The 25,313-nt window shown below is 64.7% G+C and carries 25 protein-coding genes and 1 pseudogene; 18 read left to right on the top strand and 8 right to left on the bottom strand.

Annotated elements, in window-relative coordinates; translation table 11 throughout:
• Positions 1 to 14: 14 nt before the first annotated feature.
• Positions 15 to 1,004: a 2-hydroxyacid dehydrogenase gene (locus OKW40_RS11115; protein WP_090801203.1), complete on the top strand. Its 990-nt coding sequence runs from the start codon at positions 15 to 17 to the stop codon at positions 1,002 to 1,004.
• Positions 1,001 to 2,449 carry a DNA recombination protein RmuC gene (locus OKW40_RS11110; RefSeq protein ID WP_187612382.1) on the top strand — a complete coding sequence of 483 codons (1,449 nt, stop codon included), beginning with the start codon at positions 1,001 to 1,003 and terminating at the stop codon, positions 2,447 to 2,449. Before OKW40_RS11115 ends, OKW40_RS11110 begins: the two co-directional genes overlap by 4 nt.
• 18 nt (positions 2,450 to 2,467) lie before the next feature.
• On the opposite strand, the pseudogene OKW40_RS11105 reads toward OKW40_RS11110, so the two are convergent.
• From OKW40_RS11105 to OKW40_RS11080, 6 genes and pseudogenes are all read right to left on the bottom strand, one after another.
• A pseudogene (locus OKW40_RS11105) lies at positions 2,468 to 2,734 on the bottom strand (N-acetyltransferase family protein); the annotation flags it as partial.
• 41 nt (positions 2,735 to 2,775) lie between these two features.
• Entirely contained in the window at positions 2,776 to 3,051 is a 276-nt protein-coding gene (locus tag OKW40_RS11100) for a hypothetical protein (protein WP_008923126.1), read from the bottom strand.
• A gap of 100 nt (positions 3,052 to 3,151) precedes the next feature.
• Entirely contained in the window at positions 3,152 to 4,468 is a 1,317-nt protein-coding gene (moeA, locus tag OKW40_RS11095; protein WP_429489712.1) for a molybdopterin molybdotransferase MoeA, read from the bottom strand.
• 61 nt (positions 4,469 to 4,529) lie between these two features.
• On the bottom strand, positions 4,530 to 5,156 hold the full coding sequence (mobA, locus tag OKW40_RS11090) for a molybdenum cofactor guanylyltransferase MobA (protein WP_429489710.1): 627 nt from the start codon (positions 5,154 to 5,156) through the stop codon (positions 4,530 to 4,532).
• Positions 5,157 to 5,167: 11 nt separating this feature from the next.
• Complete coding sequence (gene moaA, locus OKW40_RS11085; RefSeq protein WP_429489708.1) at positions 5,168 to 6,277, bottom strand: GTP 3',8-cyclase MoaA; 1,110 nt, start codon at positions 6,275 to 6,277, stop codon at positions 5,168 to 5,170.
• Between the two features lie 186 nt (positions 6,278 to 6,463).
• Positions 6,464 to 9,718 (bottom strand): Rne/Rng family ribonuclease, encoded by a 3,255-nt coding sequence (locus tag OKW40_RS11080; protein WP_429489707.1) that lies wholly within the window; start codon positions 9,716 to 9,718, stop codon positions 6,464 to 6,466.
• Between the two features lie 724 nt (positions 9,719 to 10,442).
• On the opposite strand from OKW40_RS11080, the gene OKW40_RS11075 reads away from it, so the two are divergent.
• The 4 genes from OKW40_RS11075 to OKW40_RS11060 are packed head-to-tail and all read left to right on the top strand — an operon-like array spanning position 10,443 to position 13,587.
• Entirely contained in the window at positions 10,443 to 11,492 is a 1,050-nt protein-coding gene (locus OKW40_RS11075; RefSeq protein ID WP_429489705.1) for an RluA family pseudouridine synthase, read from the top strand.
• Entirely contained in the window at positions 11,485 to 12,144 is a 660-nt protein-coding gene (locus tag OKW40_RS11070; protein ID WP_184071591.1) for an HAD-IA family hydrolase, read from the top strand. The genes OKW40_RS11075 and OKW40_RS11070 overlap by 8 nt, the downstream gene beginning before the upstream one ends.
• Positions 12,141 to 12,557 carry a Rieske (2Fe-2S) protein gene (locus OKW40_RS11065; RefSeq protein WP_429489704.1) on the top strand — a complete coding sequence of 139 codons (417 nt, stop codon included), beginning with the start codon at positions 12,141 to 12,143 and terminating at the stop codon, positions 12,555 to 12,557. The genes OKW40_RS11070 and OKW40_RS11065 overlap by 4 nt, the downstream gene beginning before the upstream one ends.
• A gap of 28 nt (positions 12,558 to 12,585) precedes the next feature.
• Positions 12,586 to 13,587, top strand: a complete 1,002-nt coding sequence (locus tag OKW40_RS11060; protein WP_429491951.1) for a S49 family peptidase — start codon at positions 12,586 to 12,588, stop codon at positions 13,585 to 13,587.
• Positions 13,588 to 13,699: 112 nt separating this feature from the next.
• Here OKW40_RS11060 and OKW40_RS11055 read toward each other — a convergent pair whose 3' ends face one another.
• Both OKW40_RS11055 and OKW40_RS11050 read right to left on the bottom strand, forming a co-directional pair.
• Positions 13,700 to 14,419 (bottom strand): SAM-dependent methyltransferase, encoded by a 720-nt coding sequence (locus tag OKW40_RS11055; RefSeq protein WP_184061402.1) that lies wholly within the window; start codon positions 14,417 to 14,419, stop codon positions 13,700 to 13,702.
• Positions 14,416 to 15,033: a Maf-like protein gene (locus OKW40_RS11050; RefSeq protein ID WP_429489702.1), complete on the bottom strand. Its 618-nt coding sequence runs from the start codon at positions 15,031 to 15,033 to the stop codon at positions 14,416 to 14,418. Before OKW40_RS11050 ends, OKW40_RS11055 begins: the two co-directional genes overlap by 4 nt.
• 308 nt (positions 15,034 to 15,341) lie before the next feature.
• On the opposite strand from OKW40_RS11050, the gene OKW40_RS11045 reads away from it, so the two are divergent.
• The 12 genes from OKW40_RS11045 to OKW40_RS10990 all read left to right on the top strand — a co-directional run bounded on the left by OKW40_RS11045 (position 15,342) and on the right by OKW40_RS10990 (position 25,299).
• On the top strand, positions 15,342 to 15,998 hold the full coding sequence (locus OKW40_RS11045) for a DUF177 domain-containing protein (RefSeq protein ID WP_187612377.1): 657 nt from the start codon (positions 15,342 to 15,344) through the stop codon (positions 15,996 to 15,998).
• A 102-nt stretch (positions 15,999 to 16,100) separates the two neighbouring features.
• Positions 16,101 to 16,280 (top strand): 50S ribosomal protein L32, encoded by a 180-nt coding sequence (gene rpmF / locus OKW40_RS11040; RefSeq protein WP_027198353.1) that lies wholly within the window; start codon positions 16,101 to 16,103, stop codon positions 16,278 to 16,280.
• Positions 16,281 to 16,403: 123 nt separating this feature from the next.
• On the top strand, positions 16,404 to 17,510 hold the full coding sequence (gene plsX / locus OKW40_RS11035) for a phosphate acyltransferase PlsX (protein WP_090801179.1): 1,107 nt from the start codon (positions 16,404 to 16,406) through the stop codon (positions 17,508 to 17,510).
• Positions 17,510 to 18,499, top strand: coding sequence for a beta-ketoacyl-ACP synthase III (locus OKW40_RS11030; protein ID WP_184028002.1), 990 nt, complete (start codon positions 17,510 to 17,512; stop codon positions 18,497 to 18,499). Before plsX ends, OKW40_RS11030 begins: the two co-directional genes overlap by 1 nt.
• 118 nt (positions 18,500 to 18,617) lie before the next feature.
• On the top strand, positions 18,618 to 19,553 hold the full coding sequence (gene fabD / locus OKW40_RS11025; RefSeq protein ID WP_184061405.1) for an ACP S-malonyltransferase: 936 nt from the start codon (positions 18,618 to 18,620) through the stop codon (positions 19,551 to 19,553).
• 114 nt (positions 19,554 to 19,667) lie between these two features.
• On the top strand, positions 19,668 to 20,417 hold the full coding sequence (fabG, locus tag OKW40_RS11020; RefSeq protein ID WP_090801174.1) for a 3-oxoacyl-ACP reductase FabG: 750 nt from the start codon (positions 19,668 to 19,670) through the stop codon (positions 20,415 to 20,417).
• Positions 20,418 to 20,569: 152 nt separating this feature from the next.
• Positions 20,570 to 20,809 (top strand): acyl carrier protein, encoded by a 240-nt coding sequence (acpP, locus tag OKW40_RS11015; protein WP_004197638.1) that lies wholly within the window; start codon positions 20,570 to 20,572, stop codon positions 20,807 to 20,809.
• A gap of 256 nt (positions 20,810 to 21,065) precedes the next feature.
• Positions 21,066 to 22,322 (top strand): beta-ketoacyl-ACP synthase II, encoded by a 1,257-nt coding sequence (gene fabF, locus OKW40_RS11010; protein ID WP_184061406.1) that lies wholly within the window; start codon positions 21,066 to 21,068, stop codon positions 22,320 to 22,322.
• Positions 22,323 to 22,444: 122 nt separating this feature from the next.
• A complete protein-coding gene (locus OKW40_RS11005; RefSeq protein ID WP_429489700.1) occupies positions 22,445 to 22,840 on the top strand; it encodes a hypothetical protein in 396 nt (131 codons plus the stop codon).
• Between the two features lie 106 nt (positions 22,841 to 22,946).
• Positions 22,947 to 23,546: an RNA polymerase sigma factor RpoE gene (gene rpoE, locus OKW40_RS11000; protein WP_006051939.1), complete on the top strand. Its 600-nt coding sequence runs from the start codon at positions 22,947 to 22,949 to the stop codon at positions 23,544 to 23,546.
• Between the two features lie 93 nt (positions 23,547 to 23,639).
• Positions 23,640 to 24,254: a sigma-E factor negative regulatory protein gene (locus OKW40_RS10995; RefSeq protein ID WP_184061408.1), complete on the top strand. Its 615-nt coding sequence runs from the start codon at positions 23,640 to 23,642 to the stop codon at positions 24,252 to 24,254.
• A gap of 4 nt (positions 24,255 to 24,258) precedes the next feature.
• Positions 24,259 to 25,299 (top strand): MucB/RseB C-terminal domain-containing protein, encoded by a 1,041-nt coding sequence (locus tag OKW40_RS10990; protein ID WP_429489698.1) that lies wholly within the window; start codon positions 24,259 to 24,261, stop codon positions 25,297 to 25,299.
• The last annotated feature ends 14 nt before the right edge of the window (positions 25,300 to 25,313 follow it).

Below are 25,313 nucleotides of genomic sequence, written 5' to 3'. Positions count from 1 at the left end.
TACGGAGACTTGCATTGCAGAAAATCCTCGTTGCCCGTTCGATCTTTCCCGACGTGATCGACCGGCTCAAGCAGTACTTCGACGTCGACTGGAACGAGGGCGACGTGTTGCCCGCCGACGAACTGAAGCGCCGTCTCGCGGACAAGGACGGCGCGCTGACGGCCGGCGAGATGATCGACGCGGGCGTGCTCGCCGCGGCGCCGCGTCTGCGCGTCGTGTCGAACATGGCGGTCGGCTACAACAACTTCGACATGGCCGCGTTCAACGCGGCGAACGTACTCGGCACCAACACGCCGGACGTGCTGAACGAATCGACCGCCGATTTCGGCTGGGCGCTGATGATGGCCGCCGCGCGCCGCATCGCCGAATCGGAGCACTGGCTGCGCGCCGGACATTGGCAGAAGTGGAGCTACGACGGCTTCCTCGGCAGCGACCTATACGGTTCGACGCTCGGCGTGATCGGCATGGGCCGCATCGGCCAGGCGCTCGCGCGGCGCGCGCAGGGCTTCAACATGCGGGTCATCTATCACAATCGCTCGCGCGTCGCGCCGCAAATCGAGGCCGAGCTGAACGCGGAGTACGTGTCGAAAGAGGATCTGCTGCGGCGCGCCGACCACGTCGTGCTGGTGCTGCCGTACAACAAAGGCAACCACCACACGATCGGCGCGGCCGAACTGGCGCTGATGAAGCCGAGCGCGACGCTCACCAACATCGCGCGCGGCGGCATCGTCGACGATGCGGCGTTGGCCGATGCGCTGCGTGACAGGCGCATCGCGGCGGCCGGTCTGGACGTGTTCGAAGGCGAGCCGCAACTGCACCCGGCGCTGCTGAACGTGCCGAACGTCGTGCTGACGCCGCACATCGCGAGCGCGACCGAAACCACGCGCCGCGCCATGGCGAATCTCGCCGCGGACAACCTGATCGCCGGCCTCGGCGCAGGACCGCGCGCCGGTCAGCCGCCGAATCCGATCAACCCCGACGTGATCGGCAAGGCGCGTTCATGACAATGATTCTGGTGGCGGCCGTCGCGGTGCTGGCGGTTGCCCTCGTGATCGCACTCGCCTTGCTGCTACGCGGTCACGACCGCCCGGAGCAGCGCGAACAGTTCGAGATGCTGAACGAACGCGTCGATGCCGTCGTCGACGCGCAGGCGCATACCGCCGAGCGGCTCGAGCGGCAACTGCGCAACGACATCGCCGAGACCGCGCGCGTGTCGCGCACCGAGCAAAGCAGCGGCTTCGCGCATTTTCAGCAGACGCTCGCCGCGCAGTTCAGCAGCATGACGACGGTGCAGGGCGGCAAGATCGACGGCTTCGCGCAACAGCTCGACGCCGTGCGTCACAGCCTGCAGGCACAGGCGCAGCAGGCGCGCGACGAGCAGGGCCGCTCGCTGAAGCAGTTCGGCGACACGCTGAGCCTGCAACTCGGGCAACTAACCGAGGCGAACGACCGGCGCTTCGCCGAAGTGCGCGCGACGATCGAGCAGCGTCTGAAGGACATCGAGGCGAACAACGCGACGCGGCTCGAGGAAATGCGCCGCACCGTGGACGAAAAACTGCACGCAACGCTTGAGCAGCGTCTCGGCGAGTCGTTCAAGCTCGTGTCCGACCGGCTCGAACAGGTGCATCGCGGCCTCGGTGAAATGCAGACGCTGGCGGCCGGCGTCGGCGATCTGAAGCGCGTGCTGACCAACGTGAAGACGCGCGGCACGTGGGGCGAAGTGCAGCTCGAAGCCTTGCTCGAACAAGTGCTGACCGTCGATCAATACGCGAAGAACGTCGCGACGGTGCCGAAGAGCGCCGATCGCGTGGAGTTCGCGATTCGTCTGCCGGGGCGGCCGGAGCCCGGCGGCGCGAATACGCCGGTATGGCTGCCGATCGACGCCAAATTCCCGCGCGAGGACTACGAGCGGCTGATCGAAGCGCAGGAGCGCGCCGATCCGGTCGCGGTCGAGGAAGCATCGCGCGCGCTCGAAGTGCGAATTCGCGCGGAGGCGCGCACGATCGCGGAGAAGTACGTGGCGCCGCCGCATACGACCGACTTCGCGCTGCTGTTCCTGCCGACCGAAGGCCTGTACGCGGAAGTGCTGCGCCGACCGGGGCTCACGGATCTGCTGCAGCGGGACTATCGCGTGACGATTGCGGGGCCGACCACGCTGACCGCGTTGCTCAATAGTCTGCAGATGGGTTTCCGCACGCTCGCGATCGAAAAGCGTTCGAGCGAGGTGTGGCAGGTACTCGGCGCGGTGAAGACGGAGTTCGGCAAATTCGGCGACGTGCTCGCGAAGACCAAGGCGCAGCTCGAAACCGTCACGCGTTCGATCGAGGCCGCGGAAACGCGCACGCGCATGATGAACCGCAAGCTGCGCGACGTCGAGGCGTTACCGGGCGACGAGGCGAGCGGGTTGCTCGGCGATGCGCTGTCGAATGTGGAGCCTGATGAGCAATGAGGGGCGAGGCGCTGGAATTCACGCCCTTGCAGCCAGACGCGCCAGCGCATCGCCTGTCACGCGCACGACGCGCCAGTCCGGCAACACCGCCGCCCCCATCTTCTGATAGAAGCTGATCGCCGGCTGATTCCAGTCGAGCACGGTCCACTCGAAGCGCGCGCATTGCCGCTCCACCGCCAGCGCCGCGACGTGTCGCAGAAGCGCGGTGCCGAGCCCGCTGCCCCGCTGCGCGGGCTGCACGTAGACGTCTTCGAGATAGAGCCCGCGGCGGCCCGCGAAGCTCGCGCCGGTATCCGCGGGCTTGGCGGCGCGGATCGTCGCGGGCATTACGCTTCTTCCGGCGCGTCGGCCAGATGGATTTCGATACCACCGAAGCGCGACGCGACCCAGTTGTAGGCGTGGCACGCGATCCACAACAGCACGAAGCCGAGGATCGCGTTCAGCAGCAGCGCGCTGAACACCGTGCTCAGCTCGACCGAGCCATATCGCACGAACGCGACCACCACGCCGAGCAGCACGATCGGCACCGAGAACGTCAGATACACGAGGATCAGCGCTTTGGCCGTCTGTCCCGGTGCGATGAACGAGATCTGTTTTTTCATGTAAGTCAAACCCGTGTGTCGTAGTAGTGATAGTGGGTGGCGTGTCGATGAAGTGCTGCTGTGGTGCCGATGTCGTGCGATCGATGCGCTGCCTGGAACGTCAGATGAGACCGTCGAACAGCATGATCGACACGCGATCGCCGACGTCGATGTCGCCCTCGTCGTGGCCGAGCACGATGAAGCAGTTCGCTTCGCTCATCGAGCTCAGCACGCCTGAGCTTTGCGACCCGGTCGGGCTCACGTGCCAGTATCCGTGCGCGTCCTGTTCGGCGATGCCGCGCTGGAATTCGGTGCGGCCCGCGCGCTTGCCCACCGCCACGCGGCTCGTCGCGTGAATCACCGGCGGCGGCCGCGGCGTCGCGCCGGCCATCAGCAGCAGCGCTTCGCGCACGATCTGATAGAACGTCACCATCACGGCGACCGGGTTGCCGGGCAGGCCGAAGAATAGCGCAGGTTTGCCGAGCCCGGGCTTTTCGCCGGACCACAGGCGGCCGAACGCGAGCGGCCGGCCGGGACGCATCGCGAGACTCCAGAAGGCGACGTCGCCGAAGGTCTGTAGCAACTGCTTCGTGAAGTCCGCTTCGCCCACCGACACGCCGCCCGAAGTCAGCACCACGTCGGCGTTGGCCGCGGCACTGCGCAGCGCGGCTTCGAGCGCGGCCGGCTCGTCACGCACGACGCCGAGATCGAGCGCGTCGATGTTCAGGTGCCGCAGCATCGCAAACAGCGTGTAGCGGTTGCTGTCGTAGACCGAGCCCGCGTCGAGCGGCTCGCCGAGCGAGCGCAGTTCGTCGCCGGTCGAAAAGAACGCGACGCGCAAACGCCGCCGCACGCTGACTTCGCCAATGCCGAGCGACGCGAGCAGGCCGAGGTCCGACGCGCGCACGATGCGGCCGGCATGCAGCGCGACGTGGCCGCGCGCGAGATCTTCGCCGGCGCGGCGGCGGTTCGCGCCCGCCGCCGCCGCGCTGGCGGCGAAGCGGATCGAGGTGGAATCCGCACCGTCGCGCTCCACCTGTTCCTGCGGCACGACGGTGTCGCAACCGGCAGGCATGCAGGCGCCCGTCATCACGCGCACGCACTGGTTCGCCGCGACGCGGCCCGCGAACGGATGACCGGCGAGCGCCTTGCCGGCGACCGTCAGCTCGACGCTGTCCGCGCCGCCTCGCATAGCGGCCGCGAGCGCCGCGTGATTGAACGCGTAGCCGTCCATCGCGGAGTTGTCGTGCGCGGGCACGTCGATCGGCGACACGATGTCGGCGGCTAGCACGCGGTCGAGTGCATCGCGCAACGCCAGGCGCTCGACGGCCGCGACCGGCGTCGCCCACTGCCGGACGATCGCCTGAGCGGCCGGGACGGGTAGCGCATGAGGATCGTACTGCGCGACGCAGCGGGAAAAGTCGTTGAGCGTGGTCATGAATGGCTGGGCGTCGCGACCGGTGATGGGCGCGGCTGTTGCCGTGCGGCCGGAGCGGATGTCAGCCGGGGCCCCGATTGCGTTCGAGGTCGGCGAGTTCTTGTAACGAGTTGGCATTGTAGAACGCGCGCTCGTCGGCAAAGACGACTTCGACCGTCTTGTGGCGCGCGTACCACGCGCGGACCTTGCGCTCGCCGGAGGCCAGAAACGCGGCCAGGTCGTCCGCGACGGCGGTGCGCATCAGCGCGAATACCGGGTGCAGGGAGGTTTCTCCACCGGTGTCGACGGTGGCGACCGTTGCGATGTCGGCGTGGTTCGCGTCGAGCGCATCCGCGAGGCGCGCGGCGAGGTTGGCCGGTAGCCACGGCGAATCGCAGGGCGCGCTCAGCAGGTACGCCGTGCCGGCGGCGCGCAGTCCGGCGAGCATGCCGGCGAGCGGGCCGGGAAAGTCGGGGAGGGTGTCGGCGACGAGCGTTGCGCGATATGGCGCGCCGAGCGCCGCATAGGTGTCGGGATGGCGGTTCGCGCTGATCATCAGAGGGCCGGTCTGCGGCGCGAGGCGCCGCAGCACGTGAGCGGCGAGCGGTTCGCCGTGCAGCGGCTGCAACCCCTTGTCGACGCCGCCCATGCGCGTGCCGCGCCCGCCCGCGAGCACGAGGCCAGTGATCTGTTCGCGAGGGATGGACATGCGTCGGCCGCTCAGCCGCCGATGTAGGACATTTCCACGCGACGCTTGGCCGGCTCGCCCTGATCGGCCGGCTGGCTGCCGCGCAGCTGCGAGTAGCGGTCGCCGCGGCCTTGCCAGATTTCGGCGATGGCGGTGGCGATCCCGGCATCGCTCGCACCGCCGCGCAACAGCGCGCGCAGGTCATGTCCGGTCGATGCGAACAGGCACAGGTATAGCTTGCCCTCGGTCGACAAACGCGCGCGCGTGCAATTGCCGCAGAACGCGCGGGTGACGCTCGAAATGACGCCGATCTCGCCGCCGCCGTCGACATAACCCCAGCGTTGCGCAGTTTCGGCGGCGCTGTGCGCTTCGAGCGGCACCAGCGGGAGATGCTCGGCAATGCGCGTGACGACCTCGGCGGAAGGCAGCACTTCGGTCATGTTCCAGCCGTTCGAGGTGCCGACGTCCATGTACTCGATGAAGCGCAGCACTGCGCCCGTGCCTTTGAAATGACGCGCCATGGGGACGATTTCGCCGTCGTTGGTACCGCGTTTGACGACCATGTTTACTTTGACCGGCGCGAGCCCGGCCGCTTGCGCGGCGGCGATGCCATCGAGCACGTCGGCGACCGCGAAGTCGGCGTCGTTCATGCGGCGGAACAGCGCGTCGTCGAGCGCGTCGAGGCTGACGGTCACGCGCGTGAGGCCGGCGTCCTTCAGGCTGCGCGCCTTGCGCGCGAGCAGCGAGCCGTTGGTGGTCAGCGTGAGATCGAGCGGACGGCCCGCAGGCGTGGTCAACCGGGCGAGCCGGTCGACCAGGAATTCGAGGTTTTTGCGCAGTAGCGGCTCGCCGCCGGTCAGGCGAATTTTCTCGACGCCATGCGCGACGAACAACTGCGCGAGCCGCTCGATCTCCTCGAAACTCAACAACGCGCTGTGCGGCAGGAAAGCGTAGTCCTTGTCGAACACTGCGCGCGGCATGCAATACACGCAGCGGAAGTTGCAGCGGTCCGTCACCGAGATGCGCAGATCGTGCAGCGGACGCGCGAGCGCATCGTGCAGCACGCCGCTAGGTGTCTGCACTGGGCCGGTGATGACCGGCGCCGCGCTGAGATCGGCAACAGGGATGATGCGTCGTGACATGAAATGCTTCGTCAGGTGCTTTAACGGACGGGGATGATTTGATTCTATCGGAAATGCCGGTGGCGGCAGATGCGCGACGGACGTTGTCGGGGTATACGGGGAGCGGCGCGGCTCGCGGCGACAAATGATCGCCTAAAGAAAAAGCCCGCCGGAAAGGGCGGGCTTTTTCACGAACAACGACGCGGCTTACTGCGGATGCTTGATCGTTTCGACCTGTTGCATCGGCGCGTGGTCGTCTGGCGGCAGCGCCTTGCGCTCACGGATCACGCGCGGCGGCTTGACCGTCTGCGCCGCCGCTTCCTGCGCGGCACGCAGCTTGTCGGCGTCGGTGTTCACCCAGATCAGGCCAGCCTGCTCGAGGATCGGCTGCAAGGCGTCGGCCGATGCGGCGGCGGGGGCTGCGCTGCGGACGGGGGCCGGCTGCGGGGCCGCGGCGACGGGCGCCGGTTCGACCACGGCCGGTTCGGTTGCGACGACCGGTTGCGGCTCGACGATTTCGGCCTGCGGTGCCGGCACGGCTGCCGGTGCCTCGACGATCGTGGCCGGAGCCGCGGTGTCGAGCGCAGCCGGGACGGCTCGCGGTTCGGTCGGGACGGTCGGCTGCACTTCCAGGGCCGGTTCGACTGCCGGGGATTCGGCATGCGCGGCGGATTCGACCGAAGCGCCCGGCGTAACCGGTTCGCTCGCAGCCGACGCGGCTTGCTCTGCCTGCACTGGCGCTTCGATAGCCGGCTCCGCCGCCACGGGTTCGATCGACGCCGCCGGGGCCTCTTCCACCGGCACGACCTTTTCGGTCTTCGCGGCATTTTCCGCGGCGAGAGCCGGCGTTTCGGCTGCCGCATGCAGTTCGGCCACGACGGCGCTTTCCGTTGCGACAGCGGCGACCACCACTTCGACCGGGGTCACTTCCTTCGCTTCGCTGGCTGCAGGCGTGTGCTCGACCGGCTGCTGGGTGCGCACCGGCGCTTCGTCGCTGGCGGCAACGTTGTCGCCTTCTGCTTCCGCGACATCCGCCGCGAGATTGCCATTCACGTCCTCTTCACGCTCGCGACGACCACCACGACGGCCGCGGCGACGACGACGACGCTCTTCGCCGTCACGTGCGATTGTTTCCTGATCGACCGGCACGCCGTTTTCACCCGCTGCGGCGCGGTTGCGCGCCAGTTCGTCGGCAGCTTGCGTGTCGGTTTGCGTCAGCGCCGAGGCGGCTTCCGCCTGCGGCTTGCGACGCTCGCCACGCTCGACGCGTTCAGCGCGCTCGCCACGCTCGCGACGCTCACCGCGTGCTGTGCCTTCGACGGCTTCCGCGCGCTCGGCGCCGCGGGTGTCGCGTTCGCGAGCCTCGCGCGGCTCACGCGGTTCACGCGGCTCGCGAGCCTCACGCAGTTCACGGCCTTCACGGGCCTCACGCGGTTCGCGTTGCCCACGCGGCGCGCGCGGTTCGCGGCCCTCGCGTGCCTCGCGGCCTTCGCGTTCCTCGCGGCCTTCGCGTTCCTCGCGACGCGGCGACGGCTGCTGACCTTGCGCCTGACGGCCGCCGGTCACGCCTTCGCCACGCGCTGCCGCGTCGCGACCGCCTGCGCCGCCACGGCGATTGCGGTTGCGATCGCCGCCGCGCTCGCCCGTGCGCTCACCGCGCTCGGTGCGCTCGCCGCGTTGCGGACGGGCCTGCTTGTCGGTGGTGGCCGGCGCGGCGGGCGCCGGAGCAGCCGGCTGCATGCCGAACAGATTCTTCAGCCAGCCGATGAAGCCGCCACTGGCCGGCGTCACCGCGACCGGAGCGGGGATAGCCGCCGGGCGGGCCGGCGCGCTCGGAGCCGGCTTCTCGGGCGTGATGCCCTTGACCGCCGCTTCCTGCTTCGGCTTCACTTCCTCAGCGCGCTTGCTGTAGCCGGTTTCCGATTCGAGTTCGCGGGCCGCTTCTTCGGCCATCTTCCACGATGCGCGCGGCTCGTCGAGGCGCGCGTCGTCGTGACGCAGACGCTCGAGCTTGTAGTGCGGCGTGTCGAGGTGCTTGTTCGGGATCAGCACGACGTTGACCTTGAAACGCGACTCGATCTTGTTGATTTCGGCGCGCTTCTCGTTCAACAGGAAGGCGGTCACTTCGACCGGCACCTGGCAGTGGATCGCCGCGGTGTTTTCCTTCATCGCTTCTTCCTGAATGATCCGCAGCACTTGCAGCGCGGACGATTCGGTATCGCGAATGTGGCCCGTGCCGTTACAACGCGGACACGTGACGTGGCTGCCTTCCGACAGCGCCGGACGCAGCCGCTGACGCGACAGCTCCATGAGGCCGAAGCGCGAGATCTTGCCCATCTGGACGCGGGCGCGGTCGTGCTTGAGCGCGTCTTTCAGGCGCTGTTCGACTTCGCGCTGGCTCTTGGCCGATTCCATGTCGATGAAGTCGATCACGATCAGGCCGCCCAGGTCGCGCAGACGCAGCTGGCGAGCGACTTCGTCGGCGGCTTCGAGGTTCGTGCGCGCGGCCGTTTCCTCGATGTCCGCGCCCTTGGTGGCGCGCGCCGAGTTCACGTCGATCGCGACGAGCGCTTCGGTGTGATCGATGACGATCGCGCCGCCCGACGGCAGCGGCACGGTGCGCGAGTACGCGGTTTCGATCTGGTGCTCGATCTGGAAGCGCGAGAAGAGCGGCACGTCGTCGTGGTAGCGCTTTACCTTGCCGACGTTGTCCGGCATCACGATGTCCATGAAGGCGCGGGCCTGGTCATGGATTTCGGTCGTGTCGATCAGGATTTCGCCGATATCGGGCTGGAAGTAGTCGCGAATCGCGCGGATCACGAGGCTCGATTCGAGATAGATCAGCATCGGCTGGCCGGCCGTGCCACTTTGCGACGCGGCTTCGATTGCGCGCCACAGCTGCATCAGGTAGTTCAGGTCCCACTGCAGCTCTTCGGCGCTGCGGCCGATGCCGGCCGTGCGCGCGATGATGCTCATGCCTTCCGGCAGCTGCAGCTGCGCCATGGTTTCGCGCAGTTCCTGACGGTCGTCGCCTTCGATCCGGCGCGACACGCCGCCGCCGCGCGGGTTGTTCGGCATCAGCACCAGATAGCGGCCGGCGAGCGAGATGAACGTGGTCAGGGCTGCGCCCTTGTTGCCGCGTTCTTCCTTTTCGACCTGGACGATCAGTTCCTGACCTTCCTTCAGTGCGTCCTGGATGCGTGCGGAACGCATGTCGACGCCATCGCGGAAGTACTGGCGGGCGACTTCCTTGAACGGCAGGAAGCCGTGACGGTCTTCGCCGTAGTTGACGAAGCAGGCCTCGAGCGACGGCTCGATGCGCGTGATGATGCCCTTGTAAATATTGCCTTTGCGCTGTTCGCGACCGGCGGTTTCGATATCGATATCGATGAGTTTTTGCCCATCGACGATGGCGACGCGCAGCTCTTCCTGCTGCGTCGCGTTGAACAACATTCGTTTCATTGAACGGCTCCAGAGCGGCCTCGCCGGCCCAGCTGCGCGGTTGTCAGTCGCGAGAGCGGGGGGAGTAGGCGTGCCGCGTCTTATTGTGTTTTCACAAACACGCTGGAGCGGGAAAGATGGCGGGAGAATTGCCTGAGAGGGCCCAGCCCGATAAAAAAGGGCACGGTGCCGCAGGGCACATGCGAACACGGCTTCAAATCATGGCCTGACACGCCGCGTTTAGCCAGCAGACCTTCATAAGTCTTCGCCCTCTGATGCCGGCGCGCCAAATGGGCGCGCGAGCGAAGGGCCGAAGTCCGCGGTCATGCCGCAACGGGAAGTTCGCGCAGGCGGCGCGTCTTTTCCTGCTGGGGGTGTCTCGCCTTCTTTTGACGTCGCCATGTCTTGTACTTTCTACAAGACGCCTTGGGCGCACGCCGTATTTTCGCGACTTGCAGCTTCGTCCAGCTGGGCGTCATACCACCCGGATCACGAAGCTGAAAGCTAAATTCTTTTTTACCAAAATTCCGTTACCGTCGAAGCCGACCTTGACCGAACGCGCCTGCGGGCGCCGTCCCTGCCGGGTGCTGACTTCGTGCGTGCAACTTGTTGCATCTCATTTTCAGGGCGAGCAACCAGACCCCGGCGCAAGTAAAATAACGGTTTATCGCTTGCGCTCGCGCAATCCGCCGCATTCCGGACACTGCGCCGGCCGTCGCGGACTGCTGGGCAAATTATATTCAGAATGAAAGAGTTAGGCAAAACATCCCAGAGATCGGTTGCAGGCGCGGTCGAAGACTCGGTTTCAAGCGACCAGGTTTCGCTGATCGAAATCGACGACCGCTCGGCTGGTCAGCGCATCGACAATTTCCTGCTGCGCGTCTGCAAGGGCGTGCCGAAAAGCCATATTTATCGCATCCTGCGCAGCGGTGAAGTGCGCGTGAACAAGGGCCGGATCGACGCGCAGTACCGGCTCGAACTGGGCGATCGGGTGCGTGTGCCGCCGATCCGCGTCGCGCAGCCGAATCAGGCCGCAGCCCGCGTGCCCGTGCCCGCGCCGCGCTTTCACATCCTGTTCGAAGACGAGCATCTGCTCGTGATCGACAAGCCGGCCGGCGTTGCGGTCCACGGGGGCAGCGGTGTCGCGTTCGGTGTGATCGAGCAGATGCGCGAGGCGCGGCCGCAGGCGAAATTCCTGGAACTCGTGCATCGACTGGATCGAGAGACCTCGGGCATCCTGATGCTCGCGAAGAAGCGCGCGGCGCTCGTCAATCTGCACGAGCAGATTCGCGATAACCGGATGGACAAGCGCTACTACGCGTGCGTGCACGGCGAATGGGCGAGCGACTGGGGTCGCCGCCGCGCGGTAAAGGAGCCACTTCACAAGTACCTGACCGCCGACGGCGAGCGCCGCGTGCGCGTGCAGGCCGATGGCCTCGCTTCGCACACGATCTTCAATCTGGTCGAGCGCTGGCCTGAATATGCGCTGCTGGAGGCGGAACTGAAGACGGGGCGTACGCACCAGATTCGCGTGCATCTGCAGCATCTGGCACTACCGATCGTCGGTGACGCCAAATATGGCGATTTCGCGCTGAACAAGGCGCTTGCGCGCGCCAACGCGAAGCCCGGCATCAAGCGGATGTTTCTGCACGCTTACCGGCTCAAGCTCACGCATCCGGCGACGGGCGCGCCGCTGCAGCTGGAGGCACCGCTGCCTGCCGACTGCCGCGGCTTTATAGAACAACTCAACGAACTACGCACTGGGTTCAACCCGGAGACGACCTTGCATGGCTAGAGAGCAATTCGATCTGATCGTGTTTGACTGGGATGGCACGCTGATGGATTCCACCGCGCATATCACGCGCAGCATCCAGGCGGCGTGCCGCGATCTCCGTCTGCCGGTTCCCGCGGACGAAGCCGCGAGTTACGTCATCGGCCTCGGCCTGCGTGACGCGCTGCAGATTGCCGCGCCGACGCTCGATCCGGCCGACTACCCGCGGCTTTCTGAGCGTTACCGCTTTCATTTTCTTGTAAAAGACCAGACTACCGAGCTGTTCCCCGGCGTGCGCGAGATGCTCCAGGAGTTGCGCGAGGTCGGCTATCTGCTCGCGGTCGCGACCGGCAAGAGCCGCGTCGGGCTCAATCGCGCGCTTGACCAGGCGCGCCTGACGAGCCTGTTCGACGGCACGCGCTGCGCTGACGAAACCTTCTCGAAACCGCATCCGGCCATGCTGCACGAGCTCACCCGCGAATTGGGGCAGGATACGGCGCGCACGGTCATGATCGGCGATACGACACACGATCTGCAGATGGCGCTCAACGCCGGCGTGGCGGGCATTGGCGTGACTTATGGCGCGCATCCGGCGAATTCGCTAAATGCGATGTCACCGAAGTTCGTGGCGTCGAGCATCAGCGATCTGTCCGGTTGGCTGCGGGAGAACGCATGAGCGCCGACGGCGTGGATACTGCTACTGCCGCGGCTGCGCAGGCAGTGCGCATTTGCGCGGCCGACGAGCTGGTCGACGGTGGCGACGGCATCCGGCGCGACGCGCGGCTCGGCGGGCAGGATGCCGTGGTGTTTTTCGTCCGCTATGATGGCTGCGCCTACGGCTATTTGAACCGTTGCGCTCATGTGCCGATGGAGCTCGACTGGCAGGAAGGGCAGTTCTTCGAATCGTCCGGCTTATACTTGATGTGCGCGACACATGGCGCGATTTACGCGCCGGATACTGGCAAATGCGTCGGTGGTCCGTGTCGCGGGGGCAGATTGCGTCCCGTGCGGGTCGAGGAACGCGATACGCTCGAGGGCCGTGCGGTATTCTGGCTGCCTGACGGCGATTTGCTGCCGGTTACGCGCTGATTTCCTCTTCCAATTTTCCACTGTCCGCATGTCCGACAACTTGACCCCCGAAAAGGACCCTGCCTCGGGAGGCGGCTCCCGTGCACCCGCCGACCAGCCCGGCTGGGAAAGGGCCGCGCTCGAGCGCATCGCGCTGGCCGCGATCAACGAGCAACGCGCCTCGCGACGTTGGCGGATTTTCTTCCGCTTCCTGTTCCTCGCAGTGCTCGCACTGGCGGTATGGGGTGCGCTGAACTTCTCGGGCGAGCGGGTCGCCACGACTGGGCGTCATACGGCAATGGTTTCGCTTGATGGCGAGATCGCGACGGATGCGAGTGCGAACGCCCAAGATATCAACACTGCACTCGATTCCGCGTTTGAGGATTCCGATACAGCCGGCGTGATTCTTTATTGCAACAGCCCGGGCGGCAGTCCAGTGCAAGCGGGCATTATCAACAGCGAAGTTCGGCGATTGCGTGGCAAATATCCGTCTATTCCGCTGTATGTCGTGGTCGGCGACATGTGCGCGTCCGGCGGCTACTACGCGGCCGCGGCGGCGGAGAAGATCTATGTCGACAAGGCGAGTATCGTCGGTTCGATCGGCGTGCTGATGGACGGCTTTGGTTTCACCGGCCTGATGGACAAGTTGGGGATTCAGCGCCGACTGCACACATCGGGTGAGAACAAAGGCTTTTTTGATCCGTTTTCGCCCGAAACGCCGAAGATGGACGAACATGCGCAGGTTATGCTCGATCAGATCCACGCGCAGTTCATCGACGCGGTGCGTCAAGGGCGCGGCAAGCGTCTGCATGAGACATCGGACATGTTCTCGGGTCTATTCTGGACGGGGCAGAAGAGCGTCGAACTTGGACTCGCGGACGGTTTTGGCGATGCAGATTACGTCGCGCGTGAGATCTTCAAGGCGCCGGATATCGTCGATTACACGGTGAAAGAGAGCATTACGGATCGCGTTGCCCGCAAATTCGGCGCGGCCATCGGCGCCGGCGCGGTTCGGGCGATGGCGCTCGGCGCGAAAATGAATCTGCGTTGAATCCACAGTTTTAAAAAGGACGCCCGCGCGGTCGGTTTTGGCCGATCGCGCGGACTTTGCGTTTTGAGTTTCAGGCCCTGGTCGCCCTCAGTTGCCTGGCCGGTGTCTACGTTCAGGCCGCCAGAATCAGAAAAATCGCCGGCCGCTTATGCAGGTCGATCTCCGCCTTCTTTTTCCAGTCGGCGACGCTCCGGCTTGCGATCACTTCGCTCGGCAGCGTCAGATCGACCGCCACGCAGACCAGCGTCGACGGCGCGCAGGTCGCGAGCAAGGTATCGAGCAGTGCGCGATTCCGGTACGGCGTTTCGATGAAGATCTGCGTTTGCTTGCTCTTGCGCGACTGCTGCTCGAGATCGCGCAGACGTTTGGCGCGCTCGGTGAAGTCGACGGGCAGGTACCCGTGAAACGCGAAGCTTTGGCCGTTCAGCCCCGATGCCATCAGCGCGAGCAGAATCGAACTCGGCCCGACCAGCGGCACAACCTTTACGCCGCGCTCGTGCGCGCGTCGCACCAGCAGCGCGCCCGGGTCCGCGACTGCCGGGCAGCCAGCCTCGGAGACGAGGCCCGCATCGGTGCCCGACAGCAGCGGCGCGAGCAGCTTGTCGATTTCGCCGGCCGGCGTATTGACGTTCAGTTCGCGAATCTCGATTTCTTGAATCGGCCGATCGGGGCCGACTTTCTTCAGGAACGCGCGCGTGGTTTTGGCGTTTTCGCCAATGTAATAGTGCAGCAACGCCGCGCGGGCGCGTACGGGCGCGGGCAGTACCAGATCGAGCGCGCTTGCGTCGCCTTCGCCGAGCGTGTTGGGAATGAGATAGAGCGTACCGGTCATCGGGCCCCCAAAAGCGGGTAGTTGGCCGCGAGCAGCATGTGCGACAGCGCGATAAGCGGCAGGCCGACGAGCGCGGTCGGGTCGTCGGAGTGGATGGCCTCCAGCAGCGCGATGCCAAGCCCTTCGGATTTGGCGCTGCCGGCCACGTCGTACGGCGTTTCAGCGTGCAGGTAGGCGTCGAGCGTCGCGTCCGGCAGATCGCGAAAGCGCACGCGGGTGATCACGTCGATCGTTTGCGCGCTGTCCGTCGCGCTGTCGAACAGACACAGCGCGCTGTGGAACAACACGTCGCGGCCGCGCATCGCCTGCAATTGCGCGAGCGCCCTGCCGTGCGTGCCGGGTTTGCCGATCTGCAGGCCGTCGTAGGTGGCGACCTGATCGGAGCCGATCACGAGCGCGTGTGCGTCGGCGGCGAGGCCTTGGGCGACCGCACGCGCTTTGGCTTCGGCGAGGCGCAGCGCAGTGGCTTCGGGCGTTTCGGCGGCGAGCGGGGTTTCGTCGATCGCAGGCACGACGACGTCGAACGGCACGCGCAGGCGTTCGAGCAACTCGCGGCGATACCGCGAACTCGACGCCAGAATCAGGCGTGGCGGGCGTTTGGAGGATTCAGGCATAGTTTGCGGGCAACGGGAGCGGCGGGTCGTACGGGGTCGCGCGAGGCTCCCGTACGTACGGGCTTAAGTGTTTGACTCGAAAAGACAAAACGGATATGATTTTGGGCTTTTCACGGTATGCTTGCACTTGAAGGGTCTCGGCGCGTTCAGCGGCTTTCGGCAGTCGGAAGGTTGAAGAAAGCCCGGCAGGGTGAACGCAACGGCCGCGGGCCCCACTGGCTGCCCCGCACACCGGATTATCTTCGCGGCGGATCTGATCATCCTTCGCGAATCACCCCGGCAACATGTTTGCCGACGCAGGAGCGCACATGACTCAACATCCTGGCAAACCTGCAGGTCTGTCCGACCCGCATGAACTCGATCTGTTCGAATTTGCGCGGAGCGGGCGTCAGGCCGCGGGTGTCGTGCGCGTCTCGCAACTGCCGCGCATGTTAAACGAAGTCCCGGCGGAAGCGCCAGATCGCGACACCGCGTTCACATGGCAGGCCGAAGGGACGATGCAGCCGGAATTGCAGGACGATGGCACCGAAGGTTCCCAGCCTTATCTGCGGCTGGCGATTCACGGTGCCGCGTGGCTCGAATGCCAGCGGTGCTTGACGCCGTATTCGCAGGCGTTCAACGTCGATGCAACTTACCGGATCGTCAATACGGAGGCGGAAGCCGAAGAGTTTCCGCTGGACGAGGATGAAGTCGAGGTGGTCGTCGGCTCGCGCCAGTTCGATCTCATCGACTTGATCGAAGAAGAGTTGCTGCTTTCCTTGCCGCTCGTGCCCAAACACGAGGTCTGTCCCGAAGTGCACGAGAGCCTTGTCTCGGGCACGGACGGTAGCGAAGGCGAGGGCGACGAAGCCGCGCAGGAAGAAGCTGGCGATGCCAGCAAGCCGGACCAGTCCAGCGAGCGGCGCAATCCGTTCGCGGCGCTCGAAAGTCTGAAACGCGACGAACCGGGCGGCAAGAAGCGCTAAACAGTTGCAGGGGGCGCGATGCGGGCGCATTGGCCATTCGGCCAGTGGTTAAGTCCGTGTCGGGCTGTGTTAGAATTCGGAAAATTTTTTGGAGTTTTAGTCATGGCAGTTCAACAAAACAAGAAGTCGCCGTCGAAGCGCGGCATGCACCGTTCGCACGATTTCCTGACGGCAGCGCCGATGGCCGTCGAGCCGAGCACGGGCGAAGTGCATCTACGTCACCACATTAGCCCGAACGGCTACTATCGCGGCAAGAAAGTCGTCAAGACGAAGAACGACTAATCGTTGACTGCGATGCGCCCTGTGGCGTTTCGCGTAGCGATCGGCTCGCTTGACATTTTCCCGGTTCGGCAAAAAGGCGGCATTCAACTGCCGCTTTTTTGTGTCTGAAATTCGTCGCACTCCATGACAGTAAAGCTCACGATAGATTGCATGGGAGGCGACCACGGCCCGTCCGTGACCGTTCCCGCTGCCGTCAACTTCGTTCGTTCGCATCCCGACGCGCAGTTGCTGCTCGTCGGCATTGAAAGTGCGATTCGTGCGCAGCTGAAGAAGCTCAAGGCTCAGGATCTGCCGGCGCTGACCGTCGTACCTGCTACCGAGGTCGTCGCGATGGACGACCCGGTCGAGGTCGCGCTGCGCAAGAAAAAAGATTCGTCGATGCGCGTGGCGCTGAACCGCGTCAAGGAAGGCGAGGCGCAAGCCTGCATTTCCGCCGGCAATACCGGCGCGTTGATGGCGGTCTCGCGCTATGTGCTGAAAACGCTGTCGGGCATCGAACGCCCGGCCATCGCGTTTGCCCTGCCTAATCCCACCGGCTATACGATGATGCTCGACCTGGGCGCCAACGTCGACTGCGAGCCGCAGCATCTGCTGCAGTTCGCCGAGATGGGGCACGCGCTCGTGTCCGCGCTCGAAGGAAAAGAGCGGCCCACCATCGGCCTGCTCAACATCGGCGAAGAAGTCATCAAGGGCAACGACATCATCAAGCGCGCCGGCGAACTGCTGCGTGCGAGTACACTCAACTTTCATGGCAATGTCGAAGGCGACGACATCTACAAGGGCACCGTCGACGTGATCGTCTGCGATGGCTTTGTCGGCAATGTCGCGCTGAAGACGTCGGAAGGCCTCGCGCAGATGCTGTCCAACATCATCAAGGAAGAGTTCGGCCGTTCGTGGCTGACCAAGGTGATGGCGGTGCTCGCGCTGCCGGTATTGATGCGCTTCAAGAAACGCGTCGATCATCGGCAATATAACGGCGCCGCGCTGCTCGGCTTGCGCGGTCTCGTGATCAAAAGCCACGGTTCAGCCGATGCCTACGCGTTTGAGTGGGCTATCAAACGCGGGTATGATGCCGTCAAAAACGGCGTGCTGGAGCGCCTTGCGCGAGCGATGGAAGAGAACGCGAGTTCTCTCGAACAGGCGGCGCGCGACGCAAGCGGTGCGGGTCACGCAAGCCCGATCGCAGGCCAGCCGGCCGAGCCCTACGCTGCGCAATCCTCGAAGGCATAATGGCTCAATCCACAATCTACTCCCGCGTGCTGGGCACCGGCAGCTGTCTGCCGCCCAACCGCGTCACCAATCAGGATCTGGCTGAGCGTCTCGCCAGGCAAGGCGTTGAAACGAGCGACGAATGGATCGTCGCGCGCACGGGCATCCATGCGCGTCACTTCGCCGAGCCGGACGTCACGACCAGCGACCTCGCGTTGATCGCCTCGCAGCGAGCGATCGAAGCGGCGGACATCGATCCGCAGTCCATCGACCTGATCGTCGTCGCCACCTCCACGCCGGACTTCGTGTTCCCGAGCACCGCCTGCCTGCTGCAGAACAAGCTCAGGATCAAGAATCACGGTGCCGCGTTCGACATACAGGCGGTCTGCTCCGGCTTCGCCTATGCGGTGGCGACGGTGGACGCCCTGATTCGCAGCGGCCAGCATCGCACGGCGCTCGTGGTCGGCGCGGAAACTTTCTCGCGCATTCTCGATTTCAACGACCGCACCACCTGCGTGCTGTTCGGCGACGGCGCCGGCGCAGTGATCCTGCAAGCGTCCGACGCACCGGGCGTGCTTTCGAGCGCGCTGCACGCGGACGGCAGCCATTCGAACATTCTGTGCACGCCGGGCAACGTGAATGGCGGCGTGGTCGCCGGCAGCGCCTTCCTGCACATGGACGGTCAGGCGGTGTTCAAGCTTGCCGTCAACGTGCTCGAGAAGGTCGCGATCGAAGCATTGGAAAAAGCCGATCTGAAGCCCGAGCAGATCGACTGGCTGATTCCGCATCAGGCCAACATCCGCATCATGCAAAGCACCTGCCGCAAGCTCGGCCTGCCGCAGGAGCGCATGGTCGTCACGGTGGGCGAGCACGGCAATACGTCGGCGGCGTCCATTCCGCTTGCACTCGACGTCGCGGTGCGCGACGGCCGCATCAAGCGTGGCCATAACGTGCTGATCGAAGGCGTCGGCGGCGGCTTCACGTGGGGCGCGTCGGTCATCCGCTACTGAGCGGGACGACGCATTCCGGGGCGTCGCTGGCGGCGCCCGTGCGGCCGGAATAACACCGCGCGCCATCTGGCAGCCGCGGCCGGCCGCCACATCCGATTAAACAGATTTTGGGGACGATATGAAATTCGCGTTCGTTTTTCCTGGGCAGGGTTCGCAGGCGGTCGGCATGCTCAACGCATTCGCCGATTACGCGATCGTGCGTGAGACGGTTCAGGAAGCCTCCGACGCACTCAACCAGGACCTCGGCAAGCTGATCGCCGAAGGCCCCGCCGAAGATCTCAATCTCACCACCAATACCCAGCCGGTCATGCTGACCGCGGCCTACGCTATCTATCGCGCGTGGCAGCAGGCGGGCGGCCCGGCGCCGGCGCTTGTCGCCGGCCATAGCCTTGGCGAATACACGGCGCTCGTCGCGGCCGGCGCGCTTGCGTTCCGCGACGCGGTGCCGCTCGTGCGTTTCCGTGCGCAGGCGATGCAAACCGCGGTACCGGTGGGCGAAGGCGGCATGGCCGCGATTCTCGGCCTCGACGACGACACGGTGCGCGCGGTCTGCGCGGAAGCGTCGGCGGCGGGCGTCGTCGAAGCGGTCAATTTCAATGCGCCGGCGCAAGTCGTGATCGCGGGCCACAAAGCCGCGGTCGAGAAAGCCTGCGAAGTCGCGAAGGCGAAGGGCGCGAAGCGCGCGCTACCGCTGCCGGTGTCGGCGCCGTTCCACTCGTCGCTGCTCAAGCCGGCGTCGGATCAATTGCGCGAATACCTCGCGAGCATCGACGTGCAGGTGCCGTCGATTCCCGTCATCAACAACGTCGACGTCGCCGTGGTCAACGAGCCGGCCAAAATCAAGGACGCGCTCGTGCGCCAGGCGGCTGGTGCGGTGCGCTGGGTCGAATGCGTACAGGCAATGGCAGCGCAGGGCGTCACGCACGTGATCGAATGCGGCCCGGGCAAGGTCCTTGCGGGTTTGACGAGGCGCATCGACGGCAATCTCGTCGGCGCGTCGGTGTTCGATCCGGCGTCGCTCGAAGAAACGCTGAAGCTCGTGACGGCAGACTGAGCGCGCATTCGCGAACGGGTATCGACAGAGCAATGCCGCGCTGGCGCGGCATCCCTCGACAGACGAATCAACAAGAATCAATGAGCCCTATTTGAAGGGCATCCGGACTGACAGATGGAAAAGACTCTCGACAAGCAGATCGCAATCGTGACGGGCGCATCGCGCGGCATCGGCCGTGCGATCGCGATGGAACTCGCGCGTCAGGGCGCGACGGTGATCGGCACCGCGACGAGCGAAAGCGGCGCGACGGCGATCACCGAAGCGTTCAAGGCGGCGGGCGTGAACGGCCGCGGCGCGGTGCTCGACGTCAACGACGCGGCCGCGGCCGAAGCGCTGATCGACGGCACCGTCAAGGAATTCGGCGCGCTGAACGTGCTGGTGAACAACGCCGGCATCACGCAGGATCAACTGGCGATGCGCATGAAGGACGACGACTGGGACGCCGTGGTCGACACCAACCTGAAGTCGGTGTTCCGTCTGTCGCGTGCGGTGCTGCGTCCGATGATGAAAGCGAAGGGCGGTCGGATTATCAATATTACGTCGGTGGTCGGCTCGGCCGGCAACCCGGGGCAGATCAACTACGCGGCCGCGAAGGCCGGCGTCGCGGGCATGACGCGCGCACTCGCGCGCGAGATCGGCAGCCGCGGCATCACGGTCAATTGCGTGGCACCTGGTTTCATCGATACCGACATGACGAAGGCGCTGCCCGAAGAGCAGCAGACCGCGCTGAAAACGCAGATTCCGCTCGGCCGTCTAGGCAGCCCGGAAGACATCGCGCACGCGGTCGCGTTCCTCGCGTCGCCGCAAGCGGGCTACATCACCGGCACGACGCTGCACGTGAACGGCGGCATGTATATGCAGTAACCAATTTCGGTTACTATCCGCGCCTTGATGCGTTTGCGGAAAGCACGAGGCGCATGCGTTGACAGGAACCCGATGCGCCGCTTTTTTGCCGGGTCAAACCTGATAAAATGCGCGCACCTGTATTTTTGAACTTCTTTTCCCTTGGAGGGGTAATGGACAATATCGAACAGCGCGTCAAGAAGATCGTCGCGGAACAACTGGGCGTTGCGGAAGCGGAAATCAAGAACGAAGCGTCGTTCGTGAACGATCTCGGCGCCGACTCGCTCGACACCGTTGAACTCGTGATGGCCCTCGAAGACGAATTCGGCATGGAAATTCCAGATGAAGAAGCCGAGAAGATCACCACCGTTCAGCAAGCGATCGACTACGCTCGCGCAAACGTCAAGGCCTAAGGTCATTCGCGCCTGCGTTTCTGCACGGGCCGCGCATGACGCCCTGCCGTGCCGCTTGCCGGCGCCAGCAGGGTCGACGCTATCGGGCGTGTCCATTGGCACACCATACGTCGCGCCGCTTGCCACGCAGGAGCCAGCGATGTTGACAGCGCAACTTTCCGCGCGATTGCCGACTTAAACAGCCACAGGGCACACAGGGCGATTCCTGTGGCCGCTGTGGCTTTTGCTTTTTGTCATCTATGAAAAAGGGGTTACCGTGAGCCGCCGTCGTGTTGTTGTTACAGGCCTGGGGCTGATTTCGCCTGTTGGCAATAATGTTGCCGATGGCTGGGCCAATCTGGTCGCCGGCAAGTCTGGGATTGCCAATATCACGAAGTTCGATGCGTCGAACTTCTCGACTCGTTTCGCCGGCGAGGTGAAGGGCTTCAATATCGAGGACTACATCCCCGGTAAGGAAGCGCGCCACATGGATACGTTCATCCATTACGGCGTGGCTGCGGGCATCCAGGCGATGCGGGACAGCGGCCTCGAAGTCACCGACGAGAATTCGGAGCGCATTGGCGTGGTGGTCGGTTCGGGCATCGGCGGTCTGCCGATGATCGAAATCACCCAAACCGAATTGCTCAATCGCGGCCCGCGTCGCATTTCGCCATTCTTCGTGCCGGCTTCGATCATCAACATGATCTCCGGCCACCTGTCGATCAAGTTCGGCATCAAGGGTCCGAATCTGTCGATCGTTACCGCGTGTACGACCGGTCTGCACTGCATCGGCGAGGCTTCGCGCCTGATCGAATATGGCGACGCCGACGTGATGATCGCGGGCGGCGCGGAATCGACCGTGTCGCCGCTCGGTATCGGCGGCTTTGCGGCGGCGCGCGCGCTGTCGCAACGCAATGACGATCCGGCTACCGCGAGCCGTCCGTGGGACATGGACCGCGACGGCTTCGTGCTGGGCGAAGGCGCCGGCGTAATGGTGCTCGAAGAATACGAGCACGCGAAGGCGCGTGGCGCGAAGATCTACGCGGAAATCGGCGGCTACGGCATGAGCGGCGATGCGTATCACATGACCGCGCCGCTCGAAGACGGTGACGGCGCACGCCGCTGCATGCTCGCAGCGCTGAAGAACGCGGGCATCAACGGCGATCAGGTGAGCTACCTGAACGCGCACGGCACGTCCACGCCACTCGGCGATCTGGCGGAAACGACCGGCATCAAGCGGGCGTTCGGCGACCACGCGAAGAACATGGTCGTCAACTCGACCAAGTCGATGACGGGTCACCTGCTGGGCGGCGCTGGCGGTCTGGAGTCGGTGTTCACGGTGCTCGCCGTGCATCACCAGGTGTCGCCTCCGACCATCAATATTTTCAACCAGGACCCGGCCTGTGATCTCGATTACTGCGCGAACACCGCGCGGGAAATGAAGATCGACGTCGCGCTGAAGAACTCGTTCGGGTTCGGCGGCACGAACGGCACGCTGGTGTTCAAGCGCGCCGGATCGCCTGATCTCGGGTGACGCGTCGGTTCACGACGCCGGCTTCGCCGGCGCTTTCCCCCGCACCGGCAACGTTGGGTAGGGCAGCGCAGCGGATCACGCTGCGTCGCTCCATCGCAATGCGTGCCGCGGTGGGAGCGTTCGTGCTGATTGCGACGTTAGCCGTTTATACCTGTCTCGCGCCGCGAGTGGGCGCTTGGCAGGCCGCTCCGTTGACGCTCGCCGTCGCAGCACTGCTCATGCTCTGCGCGGCGAGGCATGACGCGGCGCAGGCCATCGCGCTGCATGTCGCGATGGGCGAGATTTCCGCCTGGAACCACGCGGGTGAGTTGCTCGCGCGGGGCCGCATGGTCGGTTGCGCGCAGTGGAGCGGCCGTTTGCTGGTGCTTGAGCTCGATCCCGAGGGTGGTGGTCGAAGGCGCGGCCTCATACGCGCACCGACGGGTCGCAGGCGCTCCCTGCTGCTCGCCGCGGACGCGCTGCCGTCCACTGTTTTCCGCGAACTTTCCGTGCTGGGCCGGCGTGCGGCCGGCGCCTGACTGTAACGACTGTAACCGCTGTTACCGTAGTAACGTGCCCTCACGAGGGGGACGCTACAATGGTCCCCCGCCATGCGCCCTATAGTTAAGTTAACGGATTTATCAGGTGAGCGAAAAAGAAATTGATCAGGTGCTGGTCGAGCGCGTCCAGAAGGGCGACAAGGCCGCGTTCGAGCTTCTGGTCTCCAAATACCACCGCAAGATTCTCCGGCTGATCTCGCGTCTCGTGCGGGACCCCGCCGAAGTCGAAGACGTCGCGCAAGACGCTTTTATCAAGGCGTATCGCGCGTTGCCGCAGTTTCGCGGCGAGTCGGCGTTTTATACGTGGTTGTACCGGATTGCGGTCAATACCGCGAAGAACTACCTTGCCACCCAGGGCCGGCGCGCGCCGACCTCAACCGAAGCGGATGCTGAAGAAGCTGAAACTTTCTCCGATGCCGACCAACTAAGGGATATCAACACGCCTGAGTCGATGTTGATGAGCAAGCAGATCGCTGAGACGGTCAATGCTGCGATGGCGGTTTTACCGGAAGAATTGCGCACCGCCATTACTCTCCGAGAAATTGAGGGTTTGAGTTACGAGGAAATCGCCGAGATGATGGGTTGCCCGATTGGCACAGTCAGATCACGAATTTTCCGCGCTCGCGAAGCCATTGCGGCAAAATTGCGACCGTTGCTTGACACACCCGAAGGCAAGCGTTGGTAGACGTTTCCGAACGTCCAGCTGGCTTGGCGGGGCAGCGGTGCAATATCTGGATTAGTGGTGTCACTACGGGGTATTTGGAAGATGGGGAGCATCATGGGGTCGGTCTCGATGCAATCGCAAGCAGGCTCGCACGGCGAGCGTCTGTCCGCTTTCGTCGACGGTGAGTTGTTCGGCGAAGAGCATCTGAATCTGGACAAGTTTCTTGCGGAGCTGGGCGGCGATGATCGCGCTGCCTGGTCGAGCTACCACCTGATCGGCGACGCGCTACGTTCCGACGATCTGGCAGTCAGCCCCGCACGGAGCAGTGCCTTTCTGAGCGGGTTTGCCGTGCGTCTTGAAAGCGAGCCGCATGTGCTGGCGCCCGCCGCCGCGTCTGCATCGGTCGCGCGCCGCCTGCTCGGGCTGCGCCGCAGAGTCGTGCCGGCTCTTGCCGTCGCTGCCGCGGCCGCTACGCTGACCTGGATCGTCGTGCCGCAGCTGCAGGGCGTGCCGGGTGGTCCGGGTGCCCAGCTCGCTTCGCTCCAATCGCACGGCGACGCGGTGCAGCGTGTCGCCATGGCCTCGGTGCCCGCGCAAGACTCCAACATCATTCGCGACGCGAGCCTCGATCAGTACCTCGAAGCTCATCAGCAATTCGCGCAACAACCGGCGATGGCAGGCTCGATGCCGGTGATTCGCGCTGCCTCAGTCTCCACGCAGGGCCAATAGTTTGATGCAGACTCCGCGGTTCAATAAAACGACTATCTGGGGGCGGTTGCCAGCATTTCTGTTCTGCGCAGCCGTGTTGTTGTCCGCTGCACCGCGGGTCTTCGCACAAGACGATCCTGCCGTCGCCCGTCGCGCGGCCGCGGAACTGCTCGATCGCATCCATCAGGCCGCCCAGCAGCAGAACTACGAGGGCGCGTTCGTCTATCAGCGCGGCAGTTTCGTGCAGACGTCGCGCATCGCACATTACTCCACGCGTACGGACGGCGAGTTCGAGCAGCTCGAAAGCCTCGACGGCAAGCCGCGCAAAATGCTGCGTCACAACGACGACATGTACACGTTCTTGCCGGAGCGGCGTATCGTGGTCTTCGAAAAACGGCAGAACAAGGACTCATTCCCTGCGCTGCTGTCGGTGAACGGCGAGCAGGTGCTGTCCGTCTACGAGCCGAAGATGCTTGGCGACGACCGCGTCGCGGGCGTCGACAGCCTCGTGATGGAGCTCGAACCGAAAGACGCGTACCGGTTCGCGTACAAGCTGTGGGCCGACAAAAAGACCGGTCTGCTGTTGCGCGCGCAGACGCTCGACCCGAGCGGTCAGGTGCTCGAGCAGTTGTCGTTTTCGCAAGTCCGCATCGGCGTGCCGGTCGAAAAGACGGGCATCGTCAACGGCATCCGCAATCTCACGGGCTGGACGGTAGTGCGTCCGCCACTCGAGCCGGTCGACATGGCCGCGCAGGGTTGGCAAATCACGCCGTCGGTACCGGGCTTCCATCTGATCCGCCAGTTGCGTCGTCCGATGGCGTCGCGCGAGGCGGGGCAGCCTCCGATCCCGGTCGACCAGGCCGTGTTTTCCGACGGCCTCGCAGCGATTTCGGTGTTCGTCGAGCCCGTCGAGAAAAATACGCGTAAGGAAGGCACGGGCGATAGCGGCGCGACGCACGTACTGGTCAAGCGTCAGGGCGACTTCTGGATTACCCTGCTCGGTGAAGTGCCCCAAACCACATTGCAGCAGTTCGCGTCTGCCATAGAATACAAAGCTCCGAAGTAACCCTTCCGAATCCT

Origin of the sequence: Paraburkholderia sp. RAU6.4a (assembly GCF_050435625.1) — a bacterium.
Lineage (GTDB): Bacteria > Pseudomonadota > Gammaproteobacteria > Burkholderiales > Burkholderiaceae > Paraburkholderia > Paraburkholderia tuberum.
Note: the sequence above shows the minus strand (reverse complement) of the source record. Positions and strands in the feature narration are given on the sequence as shown.